The following is a 17360-nucleotide window of genomic DNA, read 5'->3' on the forward strand; positions in this document are numbered from 1 at the left end:
CGGGGCGTGCCCCACTACCGGACCAGCCCGTGGCGCCGCCGCGGCGCCGCCACTCCAGCCGCAGAGGAGCAAGACACCGTGATCGTTCGCAGCCTCGACGAGACCAACGGCACCGACCGGGACGTGCAGACCGAGAACTGGCGCAGCCGCCGGGTCATCCTCGCCAAGGAGAAGGTCGGCTTCTCCTTCCACGAGACCGTGCTGTACGCGGGGACCGAGACCCGCATGTGGTACGCCAACCACGTCGAACTGGTGCACTGCATCGAGGGCGAGGCCGAACTCGTCAACGAGGAGACGGGGGAGTCGCACTTCATCACCCCGGGCACCCTCTACCTTCTCGACGGCCACGAGCACCACATCATCCGCCCCAAGACGGACTTCCGCGTGCTGTGCGTCTTCAACCCGCCGGTGACCGGTCGGGAGGTGCACGACGAGAACGGCGTGTACCCCCTGCTCACCGAGGACGGCGCGTAGGTCCTGTTCTTCGGGCGCCTGCCCTGCCGCGCGTCGCCCCGGCGCACCGACCGGCGGTGTTCCCGCCGGCCGGCGGAGGGTCCGCTCCGCCTCCCTGACCGGCCGTGCCGGGCGGCACGGGAGACGCCGCCCGCGACGAACAGCGTCCGAGAACAGGCCCAGGACAGCCGGAACCGGGAGCAGAACCCGGAACCCGGCGGGAGCCCGGTGGGCGGGACACCCGCCCACCGGAGGCGCCGTCCCGGACACGGGCGGGAGGAGCGGGTCAGGCGGAATCCTCCCCGCCCTCCGGAAGGGCGCGGTTCATCCGGGCGGCGAGCCGCCGCGTGCAGGAGGCGAGCTCCTCGGGGCCCTCGATGGTGTAGTCCAGGCCCGCCGTGGCCAGCGTGACGGCGTGCCACTCGACCGTGTCCGCGTGCGAGGTGAGCCGGCACTCGCGCGGCCCGAGCTCCTCCAGGCGCCCGGAGTCCACCTGCAGCCGGGAGGCGACCTCCCGCGCCGGGGCGTGGAAACGCACCACAGCCGTGGTGGACACCGGCGGCAGCGACACCCGCTCGTGCACGTACTCCGCCGGGTCGGCGGCGGGTTCCGGGCGAGGGCTGAACCGGGTGCGGGGCTCCGGGCCGCTGACGCGGTCCAGCCGGAACGTGCGCCAGTCGGACCGGTCGATGTCCCACGCCAGCAGGTACAACCGGTGCCGGACCACCACGACCCGGTACGGTTCGGCGCGCCGCCGCGACTCGTGCTGGGCCCGGCTGCGGTAGTCGAAGCACAACCGCAGCCGCTCCCGGCACGCGCGTGCCACCACCGTCAGCACCTCCGGGTCGACGGTGCTGTTGTGGTGCCCGACGACGTCGGTGGAGGCCGTCAGCGCGGCCGCGATCCTGGACAGCCGCCGGGGCAGCACCCGTCCGATCTTCTCCAGCGCGGCGCCGCTGGCGGGCACGAGCCCGGCCAACGGGCCGGTCGCCACCAGGGAGAGGCCCATCACCACCGCCACGGCCTCCTCGTCGTCGAGCGCTAGCGGCGGCAGCGCGGCACCCGCCACCAGGCGGTAGTGCCCGTAGGCACCCGGTTCGGCCTCGACCGGGTAGCCCAGCTCACGCAGCCGCGCCACGTCCCGGCGCAGGGTTCGGGGGGACACCCCCAACCGCTGGGCCAGTTCGGGGCCGCTGAGCAGCGACCCGGTCTGCAGCTGGGTCAGCAGTCTCAGCAGGCGCAGGGCGGGATCGGACATGCCGCCACTCTGGCACGCATCGCGGCCACGATCCGTCCGCAATCCTGTCTAGGTTCGTCCTTATGGGTTCACCGCACGAGTACGTCCGGATCCGCGGGGCGCGGGAGAACAACCTGCGCTCCGTCGACGTCGACGTCCCCAAACGCCACCTGACCGTGGTGACCGGCGTGTCCGGCTCCGGGAAATCGTCCCTGGTGTTCGGCACCGTCGCCGCGGAGGCGCAACGCCAGCTCAACGACACCTTCACCGCCTTCGCCCGCAACCGGCTGCCGCAGTACGGCCAACCCGAGGCCGACCTGCTGGACGGGCTGTCCCCGGCGGTCGTGGTGGACCAGCGCCGGCTGGGCGGCAACGCCCGCTCCACGGTCGGAACCGTCACCGACGCCTCGGCCATGCTGCGGCTGGTGTACTCCCGCGCCGGCGAGCCGTGGACGGGCTACTCCCACGTGTTCTCGTTCAACGACCCCGAGGGGATGTGCCCCGACTGCCAGGGGCTGGGCCAGCGCTCCCACATCGACACCACCCAGCTGCTCGACACCTCGCTGTCCCTCAACGAGGGCGCCATCCGGTTCCCCACCTTCGCCGTCGGCAACGTGTTCTGGCAGTACTACGCCGAGTCGGGGCTGTTCGACAACGACAGGAGACTCCGCGACTACACCACCGAGGAGTGGAACGCGCTGCTGTGGGGGACCGGCGTGGGCCGGGGCAGCGGCCGGGTCCGGGGGCAGCCCGCCTACGAGGGGCTCATCCCGCGCATGGAACGCGTCTACCTGCACAAGGACCCGGAACAGAAGAAGGGTGAGCTCCGCGAGGCACTGCGGCGGGTCGTCGTCCGCGCCACCTGCCCCAGCTGCGGCGGCGCCCGGTTGAACCCGCGGGTGCTCGACTGCCGCGTCGCGGGGCTGTCCATCGCCGAGGCCGCGGCGATGCCGGTCGCCGAGCTGGCCGCGTGGGTGGCCGACATCGACGCGCCGCAGGCGAAGACGGCCGTGGACGCGCTGCTGGAACGCCTCACCCAGATGGTGACGATCGGGCTCGGCTACGTGAGTCCGGACCGGCCCACCACCACCCTCTCCGGAGGGGAGTCGCAGCGGGTGAGGATGGTGCGCCACCTGGGGTCCAGCCTCACCGACATGCTCTACGTCCTCGACGAACCCACCGTCGGGCTGCACCCCGCCAACGTCGCCGACATGACCCACCTGCTGCACCGGCTGCGCGACAACGGCAACACGGTGCTGGTGGTGGAGCACGACGCGGACGTCATCGCCGCCGCTGACCACGTCGTCGAGATCGGGCCCGGCGCGGGAAACGACGGCGGGAGGGTCACGTTCCAGGGTCCGTATCAGGACCTCGCCGGTTCCGGTACCGCCACCGAGCGTGCCGTGCGCACCCCGTGCCGGGTGAAGGAGGAGGTCCGCGCGGGCGGCGGGGAGCTGACGGTGACGGGCGCACGCGCGCACAACCTGCGCGGCGTCAGCGTGTCGCTGCCCACCGGGGCGGTCACCGCCGTGGTGGGGGTGGCCGGGTCGGGCAAGAGCACCCTCGTCAACGACGAACTGTGCCGCCTCCACCCGGACGCCGTGGTCCTCGACCAGGGCGGGCTGCACGTCTCCCGCCGCTCCAACCCGGCCAGCTACCTGGGGGTACTGGACCCGATCCGGAGCCTGTTCGCCCGGGAGAACAGGGCGGAGGCGTCGCTGTTCAGCCCCAACTCCGCGGGCGGCTGCCCCGACTGCGACGGCCAGGGGCTCATCCACACCGACCTGGCGTTCCTCGACCCGGTCACCACGGTGTGCGAGACGTGCGAGGGGCGCCGTTTCACCGGCGAGGCGCTCTCCCACACCGTGCGCGGCGCCACCATCGCCGACGTGCTGGAGATGAGCATCGCCGAGGCGCACGCGTTCTTCCCCGAACCCGCGGTGCGGCGCCCCCTCACCAGCCTCGTCACGGTGGGGTTGGGCTACCTCGGGCTCGGACAGCCGCTGACGACCCTCTCCGGCGGGGAGCGGCAGCGCGTCAAACTCGCCACCGAACTCGCCACCCCCGCGCGGACGTTCGTGTTCGACGAGCCCACCACCGGCCTGCACCGGGACGACACCGCCTCCCTGACCGGCGTGTTCGACCACCTCGCCGACAACGGCGCCGCCGTGGTCGTCATCGAGCACAACCTGGACATGGTGGGGGCGAGCGACTGGGTGGTGGAACTCGGCCCGGGTGCGGGGGACGACGGCGGGCGGGTGGTGTTCACCGGAACACCGCGCCAGCTGCTGGAGGCCGACACGGTCACCGGGGAGCACTTCCGGCGCGCCCGCGCCGGGCGAGGGTGACGGGTCGGCGGAGCGGGCGCGTGGCCAGGAAGGCCGCGTGGAGCGGCTGGTGGCTGCTGCCGGGCGGCGCTGAGGCGCGGCCGCACCCTAGAGTGGGGGCATGGCGCACCGACACCCCAGCAAGCTCAACGCGGAGTACGTCACCCATCCCGCCGCGCGCCGCCTGCTGCGCGCCGAGCTCGCCAACTGCGCCGAGTGCCGGGCGCACGGGGACAGCGAGGCCCTGGCGGACCTGGAACCCGCGGGTACGTTCGACTCGCTGCTGCGGGGGTTCGCCACCCACCAGGCGGAGAAGTGGCGCCCGCCGCGCCACCGCTACCCCACGGTGCTGATGGAGCTCGCGCCGCCGAAGGAGGCGCGGTTCCTCAACATCGTCACCCGCAACGTCGTGCGGCGGTGCGTCATCCGGAACCGGCAGGGCGACCCGGACACCGGCGACGCGCTCAGCGAGGTGAGTAACCTGGAGGAGCACCAGCGGGCCGCCGTCCTCGACGACATCGTGGACGGCCTCCTCGAGGACGAGGCGTGAGGAGGGAACCGGAAGCGCGGGCTACAACCGCCCTCCCACCGGAAGCCGGTGTGGTATGGCCCGTGCGGGGCACGGCGGTGAACGCCATCCACGACAGCACGGCGACGGGTGCGACGCGTCCACGGGGATCCGGCCGCGGCACCATCGGTTCCGGGATGCGATCCGCCGAAAACGGCATGATCCGAAGCGTGATCCCGTTGACTGGGGTCGAGACCGCCGCTACCAGGTGTTCGGCCCGCTCACGCACGACATCACCGGCCACGAGCAGACGGTGCGGCACAGGACCGGCGCTGCTCGCCCGGGGAGCGATCTGACGCCGCCGACTGAGGAGACGGTCTCGTGGCGCACAGCGCAGGGGCCGTATCCTCCCTGGGATCACGGACAGCCGTTTCCACCTCGTGGGGAGGGAAGCAGCCCTCGGTTCGTGGCGCGGACATCCGGATAGGGGCAACAGCCCCCGGCGTGTCCGGGGGCTTAGGTTTCCTATCCCGTGGCCAGGGGGTGTCACGGGGTGAGTGCTACAGGTTCTCGGCACGGACCTCGGTGAGGAAGGCCTTCCACTCGGAGGCGGGGAACGAGAGGTGTCCAGCCTGGCGGTTCTGGGTGTCGCGTATAGCGGTGGTAGTCCCCTCGGCGATTTCGACGCAGTTGCTGTCGGCCCTGCTGTAGCTGGACTTGTGCCAGGCGGGCTCTGCGGTGCTCATTCGTACTCTCCTCGTACTCGCTCTATCAGGGCACGTGACTGCTCGGGGGCAGGGCGAGTCCACGCAGGTCGCTCATGAGCGCGATGTGTTCCTCCACGAGCGCTGGATCGATGGATACACCTCCCATCGCCCCGGCCTCCTGGTAAAGGATTGTTCCATCCTCTGTTTCGGGCACTTTGAGAAGCCGGAACATCCCTTCCAGTCCTGGATGGTTCCACCCTCCCGTCGGGATGACCAACACTTCTCCATAGCGCCAGCCCGCTACGTTCCACAGATGGTCAAGCTGTCCCCGCATGGTCTCAGGTGACCCCAGCCGCCGCCGGAGTACGGCTTCGTCGATCACGGCCGACAAGGATGGAGGGTGGTCACCCGACAGGATCTCTTGTCGCTTGACGCGTCCGTGCGCCCTCGCGGCGGCCTCTTCCTCCGAGACCGTCCGGCTGACGGCCTGGATCGTCGCCCGTGCGTAGTCCTCCGTTTGCAGGATCCCGGGAACGACCAGGGGGGTGTAGTCCTGGATGACCGTGGCGCGGCGCTCCATCTCGGGCACCTGTCGGTACCACTCGGGAGGTTCGTAGTCCTTGTACTGCGCGTCTCCTCATCACCCCTGGAGGGATCGCAACTACGGCTGGGTATTGCCGTGCATGGTGATGTGCGCAATGAGTTACTCTCACGATCCCGCTTGCAACGCAACACATCGGCTTTTAGGTACAACCGGATTCGTTCCTGACGAGCGCGTGCAGTGATCTGCCCACGATGAACCCACGACTTCAGTGTTCCTCATGGAACTCCATGCTTCGCCTCGATCTCGTCCCAACGCAGTAGTCGATGGTGGGCCGGTCCCATCGGGTATCGCTCCTGTCACTCGGCCGGCACCGAACCCGCCCCTTGGTGTCCACAATGATCTCGCCACGGACATAGGAACGGAGCAGCGTCCGTACCAGCCACGAGAACTTCTTCGTTCCCAGGTCGCGTTCGGCTCGTGCTATAGACGCATCCCACAACTCCTGCGAGCACCGGACATGTTGGTCCGGTATCTGTCCTGTCGTTGGGCGTCCTGGACGACGCGCCACACGATCACTTCCCTCGCACCAGCCATGGCATCTGAAACCATCACTTAGGTGAGTGTTACGAGATCGGACTACAGAAGCCTCCGAACCACAAAAGTCCGGAGACTGGAATATAGAGGAGGAGAGGATTAAAACCGGCTACCTTTCAGGCCATGTAGGAAAGTAGCCCATGCGTTCGGAGAGAAGCAAATATGGCCGAGTTCGCGGTTCTGAGAGTCACGCACACCGACAGCATTGGCTTCTTCGGCTACCTCGACACAGCTAGCATTGTTCCCGTTACTGTAGCTGCTCTTATGCCACTCTCGCCTGTCAGCCATGGAGATCTCCTTGAACCTGCTTGACCAGATTAATGCTTTCGCTGGGTGAAAGTGCCTCTCCCTGCAACGCGTCGAAAGTGGAAACGCATTGCCGTACTTGCTCTTCGTCCTCGATGATCTGCTCGTCGAAGAAATACTCGCAGGAGGCGATTGTGGGACGGCCTTGGAACACGTAAACCCTGAAAGGGCCTGAGAGCCCGGGATGGAGCCGGGTGCTTCGTGGAACGATCTGGAGCCGTAGCTTCCGTGTCTCGACCAGTGACATCAGGTACTCAAACTGAGCCTTCATCACGGCCTTGTCCCCTACGACTCGGTGAACCACGTACTCATCCAGCACTTCCAAGACTATCGGCCGGTCAACGCGTTCAAAGACAGCCTGCTGCCGCTCGATGCGTGACTTGACCATGCGTTCGATGGACTCCTCGCTTGTCCACGGGCGAGTGCCGACGTACACAGCGCGCGCGTACTCTGACGTCTGCAAGAGCCCCGGGATCAGGACACTGTGGTACTCGTGCAGCTCAACCGCATTGCGCTCGAAGTCGCTGAACTTCTCGAAGCCGGCGGGGAAGAGCCCTTGACTGCTGAAGTTCTCCCACATCCGGGTCAGGGTGCCGTTAGCTTCCAACGCCGCATCCAGTGCGTGAACATGGTCTGACTGGGGCTTGAGGGAACCGCTCTCAACGAGGCTGATGCTTGACGACGACAGGGAGACCTTCTCACCCAGGCGTCCCTGAGACCACCCGAAGCCTTCTCGGCGTTTGCGCACCTCAGCTCCGTAGCGCTTCCACATGGGACTGATTTTCTTACGACCCATTCACTACCTTCCACCAAAGTTCCCACTTCTTTACACCATGTGACCACTGAATAGCCACTGGTTGCCACCCAAATCGAGAGGGTTTGAATGGCCGATGGCGGCCATAGCGCGATCCCCGCTCTTACCTACATGGTGTTATTCGAAAGTCCAAGCCATACGCTTCGGACCGACCACAATCCCCAGTCCCGTGGGGATCTGACCAGGTAATCGTCAGCTACGTACGGCGATGATCCGAGAGTTGAGAAGTAGGTGGTTCAAGTGGGCGAGAAGTTTGCGTCGCCAGTGGTAATGAGCCAAGAGGCATCAAATGCCAGATATCCCCAATTGCCGCATCGTCTGCCTGGTTATTCGACCTGGCCCCAGCTCGATTCCTCGGCTCGCCGTCATGGTGGAAGGTTCGGACCTACTCCCGACCAGGTCGCTGCCGCGCGGAGGTGGGTCCGTACCATCACCGCGCTTCCCCCGAGTGAGGCCAACGATCTGGATGTAGTGGTATCCGAGTTGGTGACCAACGCGCTTAAGCACTCAGCTTCCGGTCAGGATGGCGACATAACGCTGCGGGTGGGGCGCCTGCACACCGGGAGTATTCGCATCGCCGTGACCGACAACGGGCCACGCATCGGCCAAGATCCCACCTTCCTGCATTGGCCCGAGGCCGACCCCGGTCTAGACAGCGGGAGAGGGCTGCTTCTGGTCAGCGAGATGAGCCGACGCGTAGGGGTGTTGGGAGAGGTCGGTGGGCCGCTGACGGTGTGGGCCGTACTCGACCGTGCTCGGAATCGGGGGTGAGTCCGTGTCACGCGGATCCTGTCCGTCCCTGAACCGAACTAGCTCTACGCCGACATCCAACGACACACTCCCATCGACTGGCGCGGCGGCGCGGTGAACCCGCCCTTCCAGTAGTGAGAGCGCCGTACCTTCGCGTTCTCCCCCACAGCGCCTTCCGACCACGAAACCCAAAGGAGCCCGATGACGACGCTGACGCCCGAAGCGGCTGAGCCCGCCACGACCGCCTTGTTCGACACGATGGTGCCGTTGACCCTGGCGGCCGACCGCCGCATCAACCCCGGCCGATGGGTGCTCTCTCCGAAGTTCGCCGCTGCAGACGTCACCGTGTTCGAGGACCGGTCCCATGCGATCGAGTGGATGAACGCCCACGCGGGGACCGTGCGGGGATGCGTACGCATTGCCTACGAGACCAGCCGTTATGAGACCGCCTGGACACTGTGCGAGGGCCTGTGGGGCTGGCTGCACATCAGCAAGGACTGGTGGCTCTGGCGGACGACTCACGAAGTCGGGGTGGAAGCCGCCCAGCAGTGCGACATCGAGGCGCAGGCCCGGATGCTCTCTGCCCTGGGGCAATGCACATGTGGACGGACAACCTTGATGAGGCCGAACGCCTGTACCAACGTGCCCGCTCACTTTGGGTCTCCGCTGTCCACGCCCTCGGACAAGCAACATCCTCGGAAGAGCTAGGGATCATCGCGCTCAAACGCGGCAGTCCGCAGGCGGCCCAAGAAAGCTTTCGGGAAGCCCGGACCATGTTCAGCAGCCTTGGAGCGGAGCGCGGAGTCGTGCTCATGGAACGCCGCATTGGCGAGTCCTACCGCGACAGTGGCGACTACGACCAGGCGGAGGCCTACCTGCGCTCGGCTCTGCAGTGGTTCCACGAGGCGGGCGACGACTATCAGATCATCCGCACAAGCCGCTCACTCGCGCTCACCTTCCAGGAGCAGCGGCGTCACGAAGCTGCCCGAGAGGTGCTGGAGAAAGCCCACAGCCTCGCCGAGACCATCGGCGCCGCGACAGACACGGAGGAGATGTCCCGCCTGGCTGAACAGATGCGGGACCACATACCGACCGGCAGGGGTAGCGCCCTCCGGCCGGGCAGTCCCTCGGGTGGCGAAGGGGCAGACAATCGCTGACGGTGGTCCTCCCAACGCTCCCGGAAGGGATCGCATGTCCGAATCACGCTCTCGCGCCTCCGGACCTCGGAGGATACCTCCACAACAACAAGATGAGAGGAGATGCTGATGGACACCAACACGCAGTACACGGATGAGGAGCTGACCGTCGCGGTCGAGGAGATCGCCGCCGTTCGTTCCCGAGCCGAACAGCCCTCTGACGGAGGCAGCACCGGCAAGGGTGACCTCAACGACAACGCCGCCCTTCACTAGGAGAGGACTGTGACCGCTGACATGATCAGCGGCCGCCTGGGCGGGGACAAGTTCCTCGCCCAGGTACTCGGCCGCGAACACCGCCGCTACCCGGCTGGCGAAGACGAGCGAGAGGCGTTCGCCGACTTGCTCACCTGGTCGGCGTTGAACAACCTGCTCGCGACCCAGCGGCTCGACCCGCCGCGGATGCGGCTTGCCGCAGGTGGGGCCATCGACGCCGGCGAGTACACCCGGCTCCGGGAGTACCGCCGGATGCCCGACTGGAATCAGCCCGTCCCGCACCTGTTCCAGCAGCAGCTCCGGGACGGCGCGACGCTGATCCTGGACGCCATCGATGAGATGCATCCGCCGATCGGGCGGCTCATCGCCGAACTGGAAGCCTGGCTCAGTACCGGAATCCAGGTGAACGCCTACGCCTCCTGGACCTCGAAGGAGGGATTCGGGGTCCACTGGGACGACCACGACGTGCTCGTCCTTCAGGTGTCGGGCCGCAAGCGGTGGCGCATCTACGGGAACACCCGGGTCGCCCCGTTGCACAACGACATCGAGTTCGCCGAGGAGGAGCCCACCGAGATCATCGACGAGTTCGTCATGGAGCCCGGGGACATCCTGCATGTTCCGCGCGGGTGCTGGCACGCGGTCGCCGCCTCCGAGGGCGAGCCGAGCCTGCACCTGACGTGCGGCCTGGTGACCACGACCGGCGTGAACTTCCTCCGCTGGATGGTCAACACCCTGGTCGAACACGAGGAGATCAGGGCCGACGTCCCACGGACGCCGGCTGAGTACGCGTCGTGGACCCGGCGCATCTCCGAGCTGGTAGCGGATCGGCTCCACTCCCCGGAGGTGGTTGAGGAGTACTGGCGCCACCAGGACGAGACCGCCCCGGCTCGCCCGGCGTTCAGCCTGCCCGTCGGAGTCACCGGCGAACTGACACTATCCTCCGTCGTCCGCTTCGCCTCCCTGCGGGGCACCGTCACCGAGAACGACAATGAGGTGGTCTACTCCGCCCAGGGGCGGCGCTGGCGTCTGCCAACCAAGGTCACCCCCGTGGTCACCCACATGCACCACAACGGCCCCACCTCGGTCGAGGAGCTGCACGAGCTGGTTCCCGACGTCTCCGAGCAAGCGCTTCTCAGTCTGCTTCGCAGGCTGATGGACGATGGGGCCTTGGTCTGGGAAGGCGAGACATGACTGTCCTCGGTATCGGAACCTACCGAAGCCGCGACGCCGCCACTTCGGCGAGCATCGCAGCTTCGGCCGGGTGTCCCCTCATCGACACCGCCCCCGTGTACGGAAGCGGCACCCACCAGGCGGCGATCGCTCCCGTGCTGCGCGCCCACCCCGAGCTCCGGGTCTCCACCAAGGTCGGCTACATGACCGACGGACAGGCCCGGGTCGCGCTCACCAGCGAAGCACTCACCGACGAGGACGCCGCTTGCCGCCACAGCATCGCCCCCGACTATGTGCGCCACCAGGTAACCATGTCGCGGATGGAACTCCAGCGGCCGAAGCCCGAGGTGGTCTACCTGCACAACCCCGAATACCAGTACGAGAACCGGGGCAACCTCCACCAGCGCATCCGGTCGGCCTTCGCCGTACTGGAAGAGCTGTACGCCTCGGGTGACATCGGCGGCTACGGCGTTGCTGCCTGGACCGGATTCGACACCCAAGCGTTCACGCTTTCCGACCTTCTCCACCTCGCGAAGGAAGCAGCGGGCAGTTCCGAGACCGGGCTGTCCGCGATCCAGCTCCCCGTGTCCATGGTGAAGGTCGCTCCCATCCGCCAGAGCCTAGAGGGAAGCGGACCCATCGCTCTCGCCTACCAGGCAGGATTGGAGGTGTGGGCTTCGGCGCCCTTTCACGGAGGGGAACTGCTGTCTCTGGTCACCCCGAAACTCGCCGAGGCGATACAACCCGGAACCGGGTGTACCGAGGCCGCACTGAAGGTCGCAGCCTCGGCCCCGGGATTGACCGGGGTGCTGGTCAGCACCACGAACTCCGCCCACGTAAAGCAGGCGGCCGACGCGATCCGTGAGCCGCTGCCCGACCACCGACTCAAGGACATCTGTGACCTCCTCGACCCACCTACCCGCTGACCTGACCGACCGATGGCACCAGGCAGCCGAGCGCCTCGGCGCTTCCGCACCCGCTGATACTCCGCTGCATTCCGGGATGGGCGGACGGACGCTGAGCGGCCCCGTAGTGACGACCGATGGACTCTCGGCCTGGCTGCGGCTGATGGTCGCTCCCAAACCGGAGGGAAAGATCTGGGAGGGCGCGGCTCTCGCCGACGCCCTGCTCGGTGACGCAATCTCGCGCCCGGTGATTCTCGCTGAACACACCTGGCACGAGGACGGAGCGGCGTTCCAAGCCAACCTGTGGACGCGTCTTCGCGGGGAAATCCTGTCGCCGACGCCGGACCTGTCGGCCCCGGCACCCGTGGACGAGCAGTGGTGGCGGGATATACGCGCCTGCGTGGACGAGGTCCGGACATCTGCGGACCCTTCGGGCCGCGGAGTGATGACCCAGGCATACATCGACCGGATTCCCCGGTTCATCCCCGCCCTGGAAGGCGCAGACCTCACCGTGTCCCGCTGGGAGGCCGCCCACGGGGACCTCCACTGGGCCAATCTCACCCGAGATCCGCTGGAGATCATCGACTGGGAGGGCTGGGGAGCGGCCCCCGCCGGATACGACGCGGCCGTCCTACTGGCCTACGCTCTGCCCGCCCCGGACACAGCTGCGAAAGTACGCGAGATGTTCGGCGACATGCTGAACACGGAGCACGGCCGCCTCGCCCAACTGGTGATCTGTGCGGAGATCATCCAGGCGTCGGAGCGCGACGACGTCCATGCCCGGTTGAAGCCTCATGCAGAACGGCTCGCTGACGAGATACTCGCTCTGCAGTAGCCGCATGATGCGGGGCTGAACCGGGTTATGGGTCGGGCCACCGACCGGCGTGCGGATTTCTGCGCCTACACTGCGAACCGGCTCACCTCCACACACTCGGTAGTGGTGTTGGAGGACCCGAACAGCCCGGCACGCGGGTGCGCCAGAAATCGGGGCTGAACCGGGCCATCCTCGACAAAGGGGTGGCACCGCCTGGAAACCGCCCTGACCAGTGCGGCCCGCTGCACCGGCACCCGCATCATCACGGTCACCCCGGCGTTGACGTCTCAGACGTGTCACGAGTGTGGGCACACGGACCCGGAATCCCGCGAAAGCCAAGCGGTTTTCCAGTGCACCCGGTGTTCGCACGAGTGCCACGCCGACATCAACGCTGCCAAGAACATCCTTAGCGCCGCAGGGCATGTGGTGCCAGCCTGTGGAGACCTCGCCGTTGGGCGGTCTGCGAAGCAGGAACCTCCGGCCCCGCGAGGGTCACCGGGCCGACCAGTGGTGGGAATCCCCCGACTTTAGCCATGGAGAGGAAGCCAAGGTGGTGTTCTTCGGTACGCGCCTCTTGAGCGTGGGCCGGGCGGCTGTCCAGCAACGACAGTCCCCGGTGTGTCCGGGGACTTAGGTTTCTTACCTTGTGGCCAGGGGCGCCGCGGGGCGAGTGTTACAGGTTCTCGGTGCGGACCTTGTTGAGGAACGCCTTCCATTCGGAGGCGGGGAACGACAGGTGGCCAGCCTGGCGGTTCTGGGTGTCGCGGACAGCAGTGACAGGTCCTTCGGCGACCTCGACGCAATTCGTGTCGCCTTTGCTGTAGCTGGACTTGTGCCAGTCCGTGTCAACCATCGAACTCTCCCTGTATCTTTCTGAGCGCTTCGTGGGACTGATCGGGAGGAAGGGCCACGCCCCTCAGTTCAGCCATCAGTGCAACATGCTCGTCGATCACCTGTTGCTCGAGGACAACTCCGCCCCTACACGAGTTTCCTGGTAGAGCATCAGCCCAGCATCAGGAACTCGCAGTAGCTTGAATCCACTGTCCAATCCTGGGTGGTTCCACGTGTCAGCAGGGACCACGAGGACTTCGATCTTGCTCCGGGCCGTCATCTCTCGGAGACGATCAAGCTGTTGCACCATGGTGTCACGTGAGCCGAGTCGCCGACGCAGCTTTACTCTCGGGTCTCCTCATCACCCCTGGAAGGATGTGACGGTGGTCTGACTCCGGCGTTTTCCAGGAAGGCCACGTGCGCGTGGCGCACGACAGGTGGCCGACCGCGAGAGTAGTGGCGGCGATCCGGTCCGGTGGGGTGGGGTGGTCAGTTCCCGGTACCGGTGCGGGGCTTGGCGCGGATGTGCATGCGTTCGCCCTGGCGGCCGAAGATACTGAGGATCTCGACGGCGTCGTCGCCGGTGCTGCCGAACCAGTGCGGCAGCCGGGTGTCGAACTCGGCGGCCTCACCCGTATCCAGCACCAGGTCGTGCTCGGCCAGAACCAGGCGCAGCCGTCCGGACAGGACGTAGAGCCACTCGTATCCCTCGTGGGTGCAGGGTTCCGGGGTGCTGCGGGTGGTCGGGATGACCTGTTTGAAGGTGTGCAGCGGGCCGGGTTGGCGGGTCAGCGGAACGACGGTGCTGCCGTTCAGGCTTTTCGGCTTGAGCCGGATGCGGGGGTCGCCGACGTCGGGAGCACCGACCAGTTCGTCCAGGGGAACCTGGTGGGCCTGGGATATGGGAAGCAGCAGTTCCAGGCTGGGGCGGCGCTGTCCGGTCTCCAGCCGGGAGAGGGTGCTCTTGGCGATCCCGGTGGCCTCGGCCAGGGCGGCGAGGGTGACGCCGCGCTGGGCGCGTAGGTGCTGAAGGCGGGGACCGACCTCGGTCAGGGCCTGGGCGATGTCGGGTGTGTGCTCCACACCCCCATCACACCCCCTCGTCCCGAAAACAGCAACGAAAATTGCCGGATTCGGAACAGCGGCCGCACGGTGGTCGCCATGAGCGGAACCCAAACCACACCGCACGTACCGGAATCCCGCACGAAACTGCCACCGAGTGTGTACCTGCTCGGGTTCAGCCTGTTCGCGATGGGGAGCGCGGAGTTCCTGGTGGCCGGGGTCCTACCGGCGATCTCCGACGATTTCGGGATCACACTGTCCTCCGCCGGTGCGATGATCACGGCGTTCGCCCTCGGCGTGGTCATCGGCGGCCCGCCCCTGGCCGTCCTGACCCTGCGCTGGCCGCGAAGAACCACGCTGGTGGCGACGCAGGCGGTCTTCGCCGCGTCGGTGGCGATAGGTCTTGTCACTGACAGCTTCGGCGTACTACTGGCCACCCGCTTCGTCTCCGGTCTCGCCTACGCCGGGTACTTCGCGGTCGCGGCGGTCACCGCGATCAGCCTGGTCACCCCCGAACGCACCGCCCGTGCCTCCGGCGTCGTCGTCAGTGGTCTCACCCTCGCCATGGTCGCCGGCGGGCCGGCCAGTGCCCTGCTCAGCCACTTCACCGGCTGGCGCGGCGGTTTCTGGGCCGTCGTCGCTCTCACCGCCGTCGGCGCTGTCCTGACCCTCGCCGCCGTGCCAGCGACCAGTACCGACGAGAAACCCAGTGTGCGGCGGGAATTGCGCACCATGCGGCAACCGCGGCTGTGGGGCGTCTTCGCCGCGACTCTTCTGACCACCGGCGCCTACATGACCTCCTATAACTACCTCGCGGCGTTCCTGACCGGCGTCACCGGTATACCCGCGGTGTGGGTACCCGCTGTGCTGACACTGTTCGGCGCTGGCGCGTTCCTCGGTATCTCCATCGGGGGAAGGATCGCCGACAGCCGTCCCCACCACGCGCTACTTACCGGGGCAGTCGGGATCGTGGTCTGTTCCGTTCTGCTCGCGACGCTGGCCCCCTACGCCCTGGCCGTCGTCTTGCTCGTCCTGCTTCTCGGGATCGCGGGGTTCGTGCTGAACCCGCCCATATACGGGCGGGTGTTCACCATCGCGGCGCAGGCGCCCACTCTGGCGGGAGCCACCACCGTCTCGGCGTTCCAGCTCGGCATCAGCCTCGTGCCCGTACTTGCGGGAGCGGCCCTCACCGCCGGTGCCGGTACGGCCGTCATCCCCTGGGTCGGGGGTGGCCTGGCTCTGGTCGCGATCCCGTTCATCCTCGTTGATCGGATAGTGGCCCGTCACCGGTCCTAGAAACACGGCCGCGGTCGGTGAGGCCCGAGGTGCGGCACGACACCGCTCCGGGTCTCATCCAGATCGGTGAAACCGGCGCCGGAGCGGCGGGCACCTCCGGCGTCCCTTGGTGTTGTGGGTTATTCTTCCCAACGGGGTCGAGGGAAAGTCCGTCGCCGATGTGTGGAGTGTCGTATCGCTGTGACCTGCGACGCTGCATTACTTCCGGGTCGCTGCAGAACCGGGCCGCGCAGCCGTATAGAACTGCGGTGTGACCTGCGATTTTACCCTCGGGTCTCCTCATCATCCCTGGAGGGATCGCAACGAATGACGTGCAGGTTCGCTCGGTAGGCAACGAGTCTCCTCATCATCCCTGGAGGGATCGCAACGTCACCATCCACGCAACGGACGCTGAAGACCTGGTCTCCTCATCACCCCTGGAGGGCCTGAACAAGCTTCGGGTGACGGACCCGGACCCCACTCCGCCCCGTGTGGAGAGAGCACGGGGCGGAGTGGACACGGTACTGGCCGTCGTTACCAGCTGTAGTTGAACCGGGCGAGTCTCGGGTTCAGCGCGATCCGGACCGTGGAGGAACTGATCTGCTCCTTGACGAACGCCCCCACTCTTCCCGTGATGGTGGTGTTCTTCGGTACGTCCGCCTTGTTCGACACCTGCCACAGGGCCGACCGCCGTCCGAGGCTGATGCACTGGCCAACGAACCTGGGGCGCACCGGTTCGGGTTCCGCCCCGTCGGCCAGGCGCAGCACGGTCTCCGCAGCGTGCGCACCGAGCGGGACCGCGGCCTGGCAGCTCATCCGCAGCGGGTTGTCCACGATCCGCGACGCGTCACCGGCGCCGACGACAGCGGTGCTGCTGGTGCTGACCAGGGACGGCTTCACCCGCAGGGCGCCGTCCTCGTCCGTGTCCAAACCGCTGTCGCGCGCCAGCGGGGGAACCGTGAACATGGCCGTCATCACGGACAGGTCGCTGTCGAGGACCCGGCCGTCCCCAGCACAACCGCGTCCGCCCGCACCGTCGGTGACGGCTGTTTCCTCGATGACCTCCACACCGAGTTTGGCGAGGTACCAGCGGACGTAGGCGCGGCCCTTGGTACTGGTTCCGGCGGCGACCAGCCCGTCGGTGACCAGGCGGACCCTGTGGCCACCGGCTTCGGCGAGCTCGGAGGCCACCTCCACACCGGTCAGTCCTCCGCCGACGACGGTGACAGTCGAACCGCGGGGCAGCCGGTTCAACCGCTCCCGCGCCGACACCGCGTCCTCCAGCCCGCCCACCGTCACCGCGTGCTCGGCCGCTCCGGGAACCGCGTCCAGACGGCTGCTGCTGCCGGCCGTGTGGATGAGGTAGTCGAAACCGATCTCCCTCCCGCCGGCGAGTGTCACCGTGTTCCGGTCGGTGTCGATCGACTCCGCCGAGTCCCGTACCAGCGTGGTGGAGCCGGGCAGCAGCAACGAGAGGGGAAGCGTCGCCGTTCGGTTGCCCGCCACCATCTGGTGCAGGCGGATCCGTTCGACGAAGTCGGCGCGGGGGTTGATCACCGTGACCCGTGCTGTGCTGCGGGCCAGCCGCTTGGCCGCGCTCACACCCGCGTACCCGGCCCCGATGATGACCACCTGCGTGTCCATGGCTGCTCCT

21 protein-coding genes are annotated in these 17360 nt (G+C 67.3%); 12 read left to right on the forward strand and 9 right to left on the reverse strand.

Going from position 1 to position 17360, the window contains the following annotated elements:
• Positions 1-78 precede the first annotated feature (78 nt).
• A complete protein-coding gene (locus FHX37_RS21875; RefSeq protein ID WP_141926172.1) occupies positions 79-474 on the forward strand; it encodes an ectoine synthase in 396 nt (131 codons plus the stop codon).
• A gap of 265 nt (positions 475-739) precedes the next feature.
• Here the strand turns inward: FHX37_RS21875 and FHX37_RS21880 are convergent, their stop codons facing one another.
• A complete protein-coding gene (locus tag FHX37_RS21880) occupies positions 740-1711 on the reverse strand; it encodes a helix-turn-helix transcriptional regulator (RefSeq protein WP_211352000.1) in 972 nt (323 codons plus the stop codon).
• 62 nt (positions 1712-1773) lie between these two features.
• On the opposite strand from FHX37_RS21880, the gene FHX37_RS21885 reads away from it, so the two are divergent.
• On the forward strand, positions 1774-4038 hold the full coding sequence (locus tag FHX37_RS21885; RefSeq protein ID WP_141926173.1) for an excinuclease ABC subunit UvrA: 2265 nt from the start codon (positions 1774-1776) through the stop codon (positions 4036-4038).
• A gap of 100 nt (positions 4039-4138) precedes the next feature.
• Positions 4139-4567, forward strand: a complete 429-nt coding sequence (locus FHX37_RS21890; protein WP_141926174.1) for a hypothetical protein — start codon at positions 4139-4141, stop codon at positions 4565-4567.
• Between the two features lie 518 nt (positions 4568-5085).
• Here FHX37_RS21890 and FHX37_RS21895 read toward each other — a convergent pair.
• The 4 genes from FHX37_RS21895 to FHX37_RS21910 form a co-directional block, all read right to left on the reverse strand.
• Complete coding sequence (locus FHX37_RS21895) at positions 5086-5271, reverse strand: DUF397 domain-containing protein (RefSeq protein ID WP_141926175.1); 186 nt, start codon at positions 5269-5271, stop codon at positions 5086-5088.
• Positions 5272-5296: 25 nt separating this feature from the next.
• Positions 5297-5812 carry a DUF5753 domain-containing protein gene (locus FHX37_RS21900; RefSeq protein WP_246062509.1) on the reverse strand — a complete coding sequence of 172 codons (516 nt, stop codon included), beginning with the start codon at positions 5810-5812 and terminating at the stop codon, positions 5297-5299.
• Positions 5813-6469: 657 nt separating this feature from the next.
• Positions 6470-6658, reverse strand: a complete 189-nt coding sequence (locus FHX37_RS21905) for a DUF397 domain-containing protein (protein WP_141926177.1) — start codon at positions 6656-6658, stop codon at positions 6470-6472.
• On the reverse strand, positions 6651-7448 hold the full coding sequence (locus FHX37_RS21910; protein ID WP_170181678.1) for a DUF5753 domain-containing protein: 798 nt from the start codon (positions 7446-7448) through the stop codon (positions 6651-6653). The genes FHX37_RS21905 and FHX37_RS21910 overlap by 8 nt, the downstream gene beginning before the upstream one ends.
• 312 nt (positions 7449-7760) lie before the next feature.
• Here FHX37_RS21910 and FHX37_RS21915 point away from each other — a divergent pair, with 312 nt between their 5' ends.
• The 8 genes from FHX37_RS21915 to FHX37_RS23335 all read left to right on the forward strand — a co-directional run bounded on the left by FHX37_RS21915 (position 7761) and on the right by FHX37_RS23335 (position 13069).
• Complete coding sequence (locus FHX37_RS21915; RefSeq protein ID WP_141926179.1) at positions 7761-8261, forward strand: ATP-binding protein; 501 nt, start codon at positions 7761-7763, stop codon at positions 8259-8261.
• A gap of 180 nt (positions 8262-8441) precedes the next feature.
• Positions 8442-8948, forward strand: a complete 507-nt coding sequence (locus FHX37_RS21920; RefSeq protein WP_141926180.1) for a hypothetical protein — start codon at positions 8442-8444, stop codon at positions 8946-8948.
• Entirely contained in the window at positions 8840-9397 is a 558-nt protein-coding gene (locus FHX37_RS21925; protein WP_170181679.1) for a tetratricopeptide repeat protein, read from the forward strand. Before FHX37_RS21920 ends, FHX37_RS21925 begins: the two co-directional genes overlap by 109 nt.
• A 108-nt stretch (positions 9398-9505) precedes the next feature.
• Positions 9506-9649 (forward strand): hypothetical protein, encoded by a 144-nt coding sequence (locus tag FHX37_RS23095; protein ID WP_170181680.1) that lies wholly within the window; start codon positions 9506-9508, stop codon positions 9647-9649.
• 9 nt (positions 9650-9658) lie between these two features.
• On the forward strand, positions 9659-10840 hold the full coding sequence (locus FHX37_RS21930; RefSeq protein ID WP_141926182.1) for a cupin domain-containing protein: 1182 nt from the start codon (positions 9659-9661) through the stop codon (positions 10838-10840).
• Entirely contained in the window at positions 10837-11745 is a 909-nt protein-coding gene (locus FHX37_RS21935; protein ID WP_141926183.1) for an aldo/keto reductase, read from the forward strand. Before FHX37_RS21930 ends, FHX37_RS21935 begins: the two co-directional genes overlap by 4 nt.
• Positions 11717-12559, forward strand: coding sequence for a phosphotransferase (locus FHX37_RS21940; RefSeq protein ID WP_141926184.1), 843 nt, complete (start codon positions 11717-11719; stop codon positions 12557-12559). Before FHX37_RS21935 ends, FHX37_RS21940 begins: the two co-directional genes overlap by 29 nt.
• Before the next feature lie 192 nt (positions 12560-12751).
• On the forward strand, positions 12752-13069 hold the full coding sequence (locus FHX37_RS23335) for a zinc ribbon domain-containing protein (protein ID WP_211352018.1): 318 nt from the start codon (positions 12752-12754) through the stop codon (positions 13067-13069).
• A gap of 142 nt (positions 13070-13211) precedes the next feature.
• On the opposite strand, the gene FHX37_RS21950 is transcribed toward FHX37_RS23335, so the two are convergent.
• From FHX37_RS21950 to FHX37_RS21955, 3 genes are all read right to left on the reverse strand, one after another.
• Positions 13212-13391, reverse strand: a complete 180-nt coding sequence (locus FHX37_RS21950; protein WP_141926185.1) for a DUF397 domain-containing protein — start codon at positions 13389-13391, stop codon at positions 13212-13214.
• Between the two features lie 96 nt (positions 13392-13487).
• Positions 13488-13679 (reverse strand): Scr1 family TA system antitoxin-like transcriptional regulator, encoded by a 192-nt coding sequence (locus tag FHX37_RS23770; protein ID WP_342777641.1) that lies wholly within the window; start codon positions 13677-13679, stop codon positions 13488-13490.
• Positions 13680-13858: 179 nt separating this feature from the next.
• A complete protein-coding gene (locus tag FHX37_RS21955) occupies positions 13859-14452 on the reverse strand; it encodes a helix-turn-helix domain-containing protein (protein WP_141926186.1) in 594 nt (197 codons plus the stop codon).
• Between the two features lie 78 nt (positions 14453-14530).
• Between FHX37_RS21955 and FHX37_RS21960 the strand changes: the two genes are divergently transcribed.
• Complete coding sequence (locus FHX37_RS21960; protein WP_141926187.1) at positions 14531-15727, forward strand: MFS transporter; 1197 nt, start codon at positions 14531-14533, stop codon at positions 15725-15727.
• A gap of 513 nt (positions 15728-16240) precedes the next feature.
• Here the strand turns inward: FHX37_RS21960 and FHX37_RS21965 are convergent.
• On the reverse strand, positions 16241-17350 hold the full coding sequence (locus tag FHX37_RS21965; RefSeq protein WP_141926188.1) for an NAD(P)/FAD-dependent oxidoreductase: 1110 nt from the start codon (positions 17348-17350) through the stop codon (positions 16241-16243).
• Positions 17351-17360 lie beyond the last annotated feature (10 nt).

It is taken from the genome of Haloactinospora alba (genome assembly GCF_006717075.1).
GTDB lineage: Bacteria > Actinomycetota > Actinomycetes > Streptosporangiales > Streptosporangiaceae > Haloactinospora > Haloactinospora alba.

Coding starts and splice junctions, on each gene's coding strand:
- FHX37_RS21880 (WP_211352000.1), bottom strand. CDS start 1,711: ATGTCCGATCCCGCCCTGCGCCTGCTGAGACTGCTGACCCAGCTGCAG.
- FHX37_RS21885 (WP_141926173.1), top strand. CDS start 1,774: ATGGGTTCACCGCACGAGTACGTCCGGATCCGCGGGGCGCGGGAGAAC.
- FHX37_RS21890 (WP_141926174.1), top strand. CDS start 4,139: ATGGCGCACCGACACCCCAGCAAGCTCAACGCGGAGTACGTCACCCAT.
- FHX37_RS21895 (WP_141926175.1), bottom strand. CDS start 5,271: ATGAGCACCGCAGAGCCCGCCTGGCACAAGTCCAGCTACAGCAGGGCC.
- FHX37_RS21900 (WP_246062509.1), bottom strand. CDS start 5,812: ATGGAGCGCCGCGCCACGGTCATCCAGGACTACACCCCCCTGGTCGTT.
- FHX37_RS21905 (WP_141926177.1), bottom strand. CDS start 6,658: ATGGCTGACAGGCGAGAGTGGCATAAGAGCAGCTACAGTAACGGGAAC.
- FHX37_RS21910 (WP_170181678.1), bottom strand. CDS start 7,448: ATGTGGAAGCGCTACGGAGCTGAGGTGCGCAAACGCCGAGAAGGCTTC.
- FHX37_RS21915 (WP_141926179.1), top strand. CDS start 7,761: ATGAGCCAAGAGGCATCAAATGCCAGATATCCCCAATTGCCGCATCGT.
- FHX37_RS21920 (WP_141926180.1), top strand. CDS start 8,442: ATGACGACGCTGACGCCCGAAGCGGCTGAGCCCGCCACGACCGCCTTG.
- FHX37_RS21925 (WP_170181679.1), top strand. CDS start 8,840: ATGTGGACGGACAACCTTGATGAGGCCGAACGCCTGTACCAACGTGCC.
- FHX37_RS23095 (WP_170181680.1), top strand. CDS start 9,506: ATGGACACCAACACGCAGTACACGGATGAGGAGCTGACCGTCGCGGTC.
- FHX37_RS21935 (WP_141926183.1), top strand. CDS start 10,837: ATGACTGTCCTCGGTATCGGAACCTACCGAAGCCGCGACGCCGCCACT.
- FHX37_RS21950 (WP_141926185.1), bottom strand. CDS start 13,391: ATGGTTGACACGGACTGGCACAAGTCCAGCTACAGCAAAGGCGACACG.
- FHX37_RS23770 (WP_342777641.1), bottom strand. CDS start 13,679: ATGGTGCAACAGCTTGATCGTCTCCGAGAGATGACGGCCCGGAGCAAG.
- FHX37_RS21960 (WP_141926187.1), top strand. CDS start 14,531: ATGAGCGGAACCCAAACCACACCGCACGTACCGGAATCCCGCACGAAA.
- FHX37_RS21965 (WP_141926188.1), bottom strand. CDS start 17,350: ATGGACACGCAGGTGGTCATCATCGGGGCCGGGTACGCGGGTGTGAGC.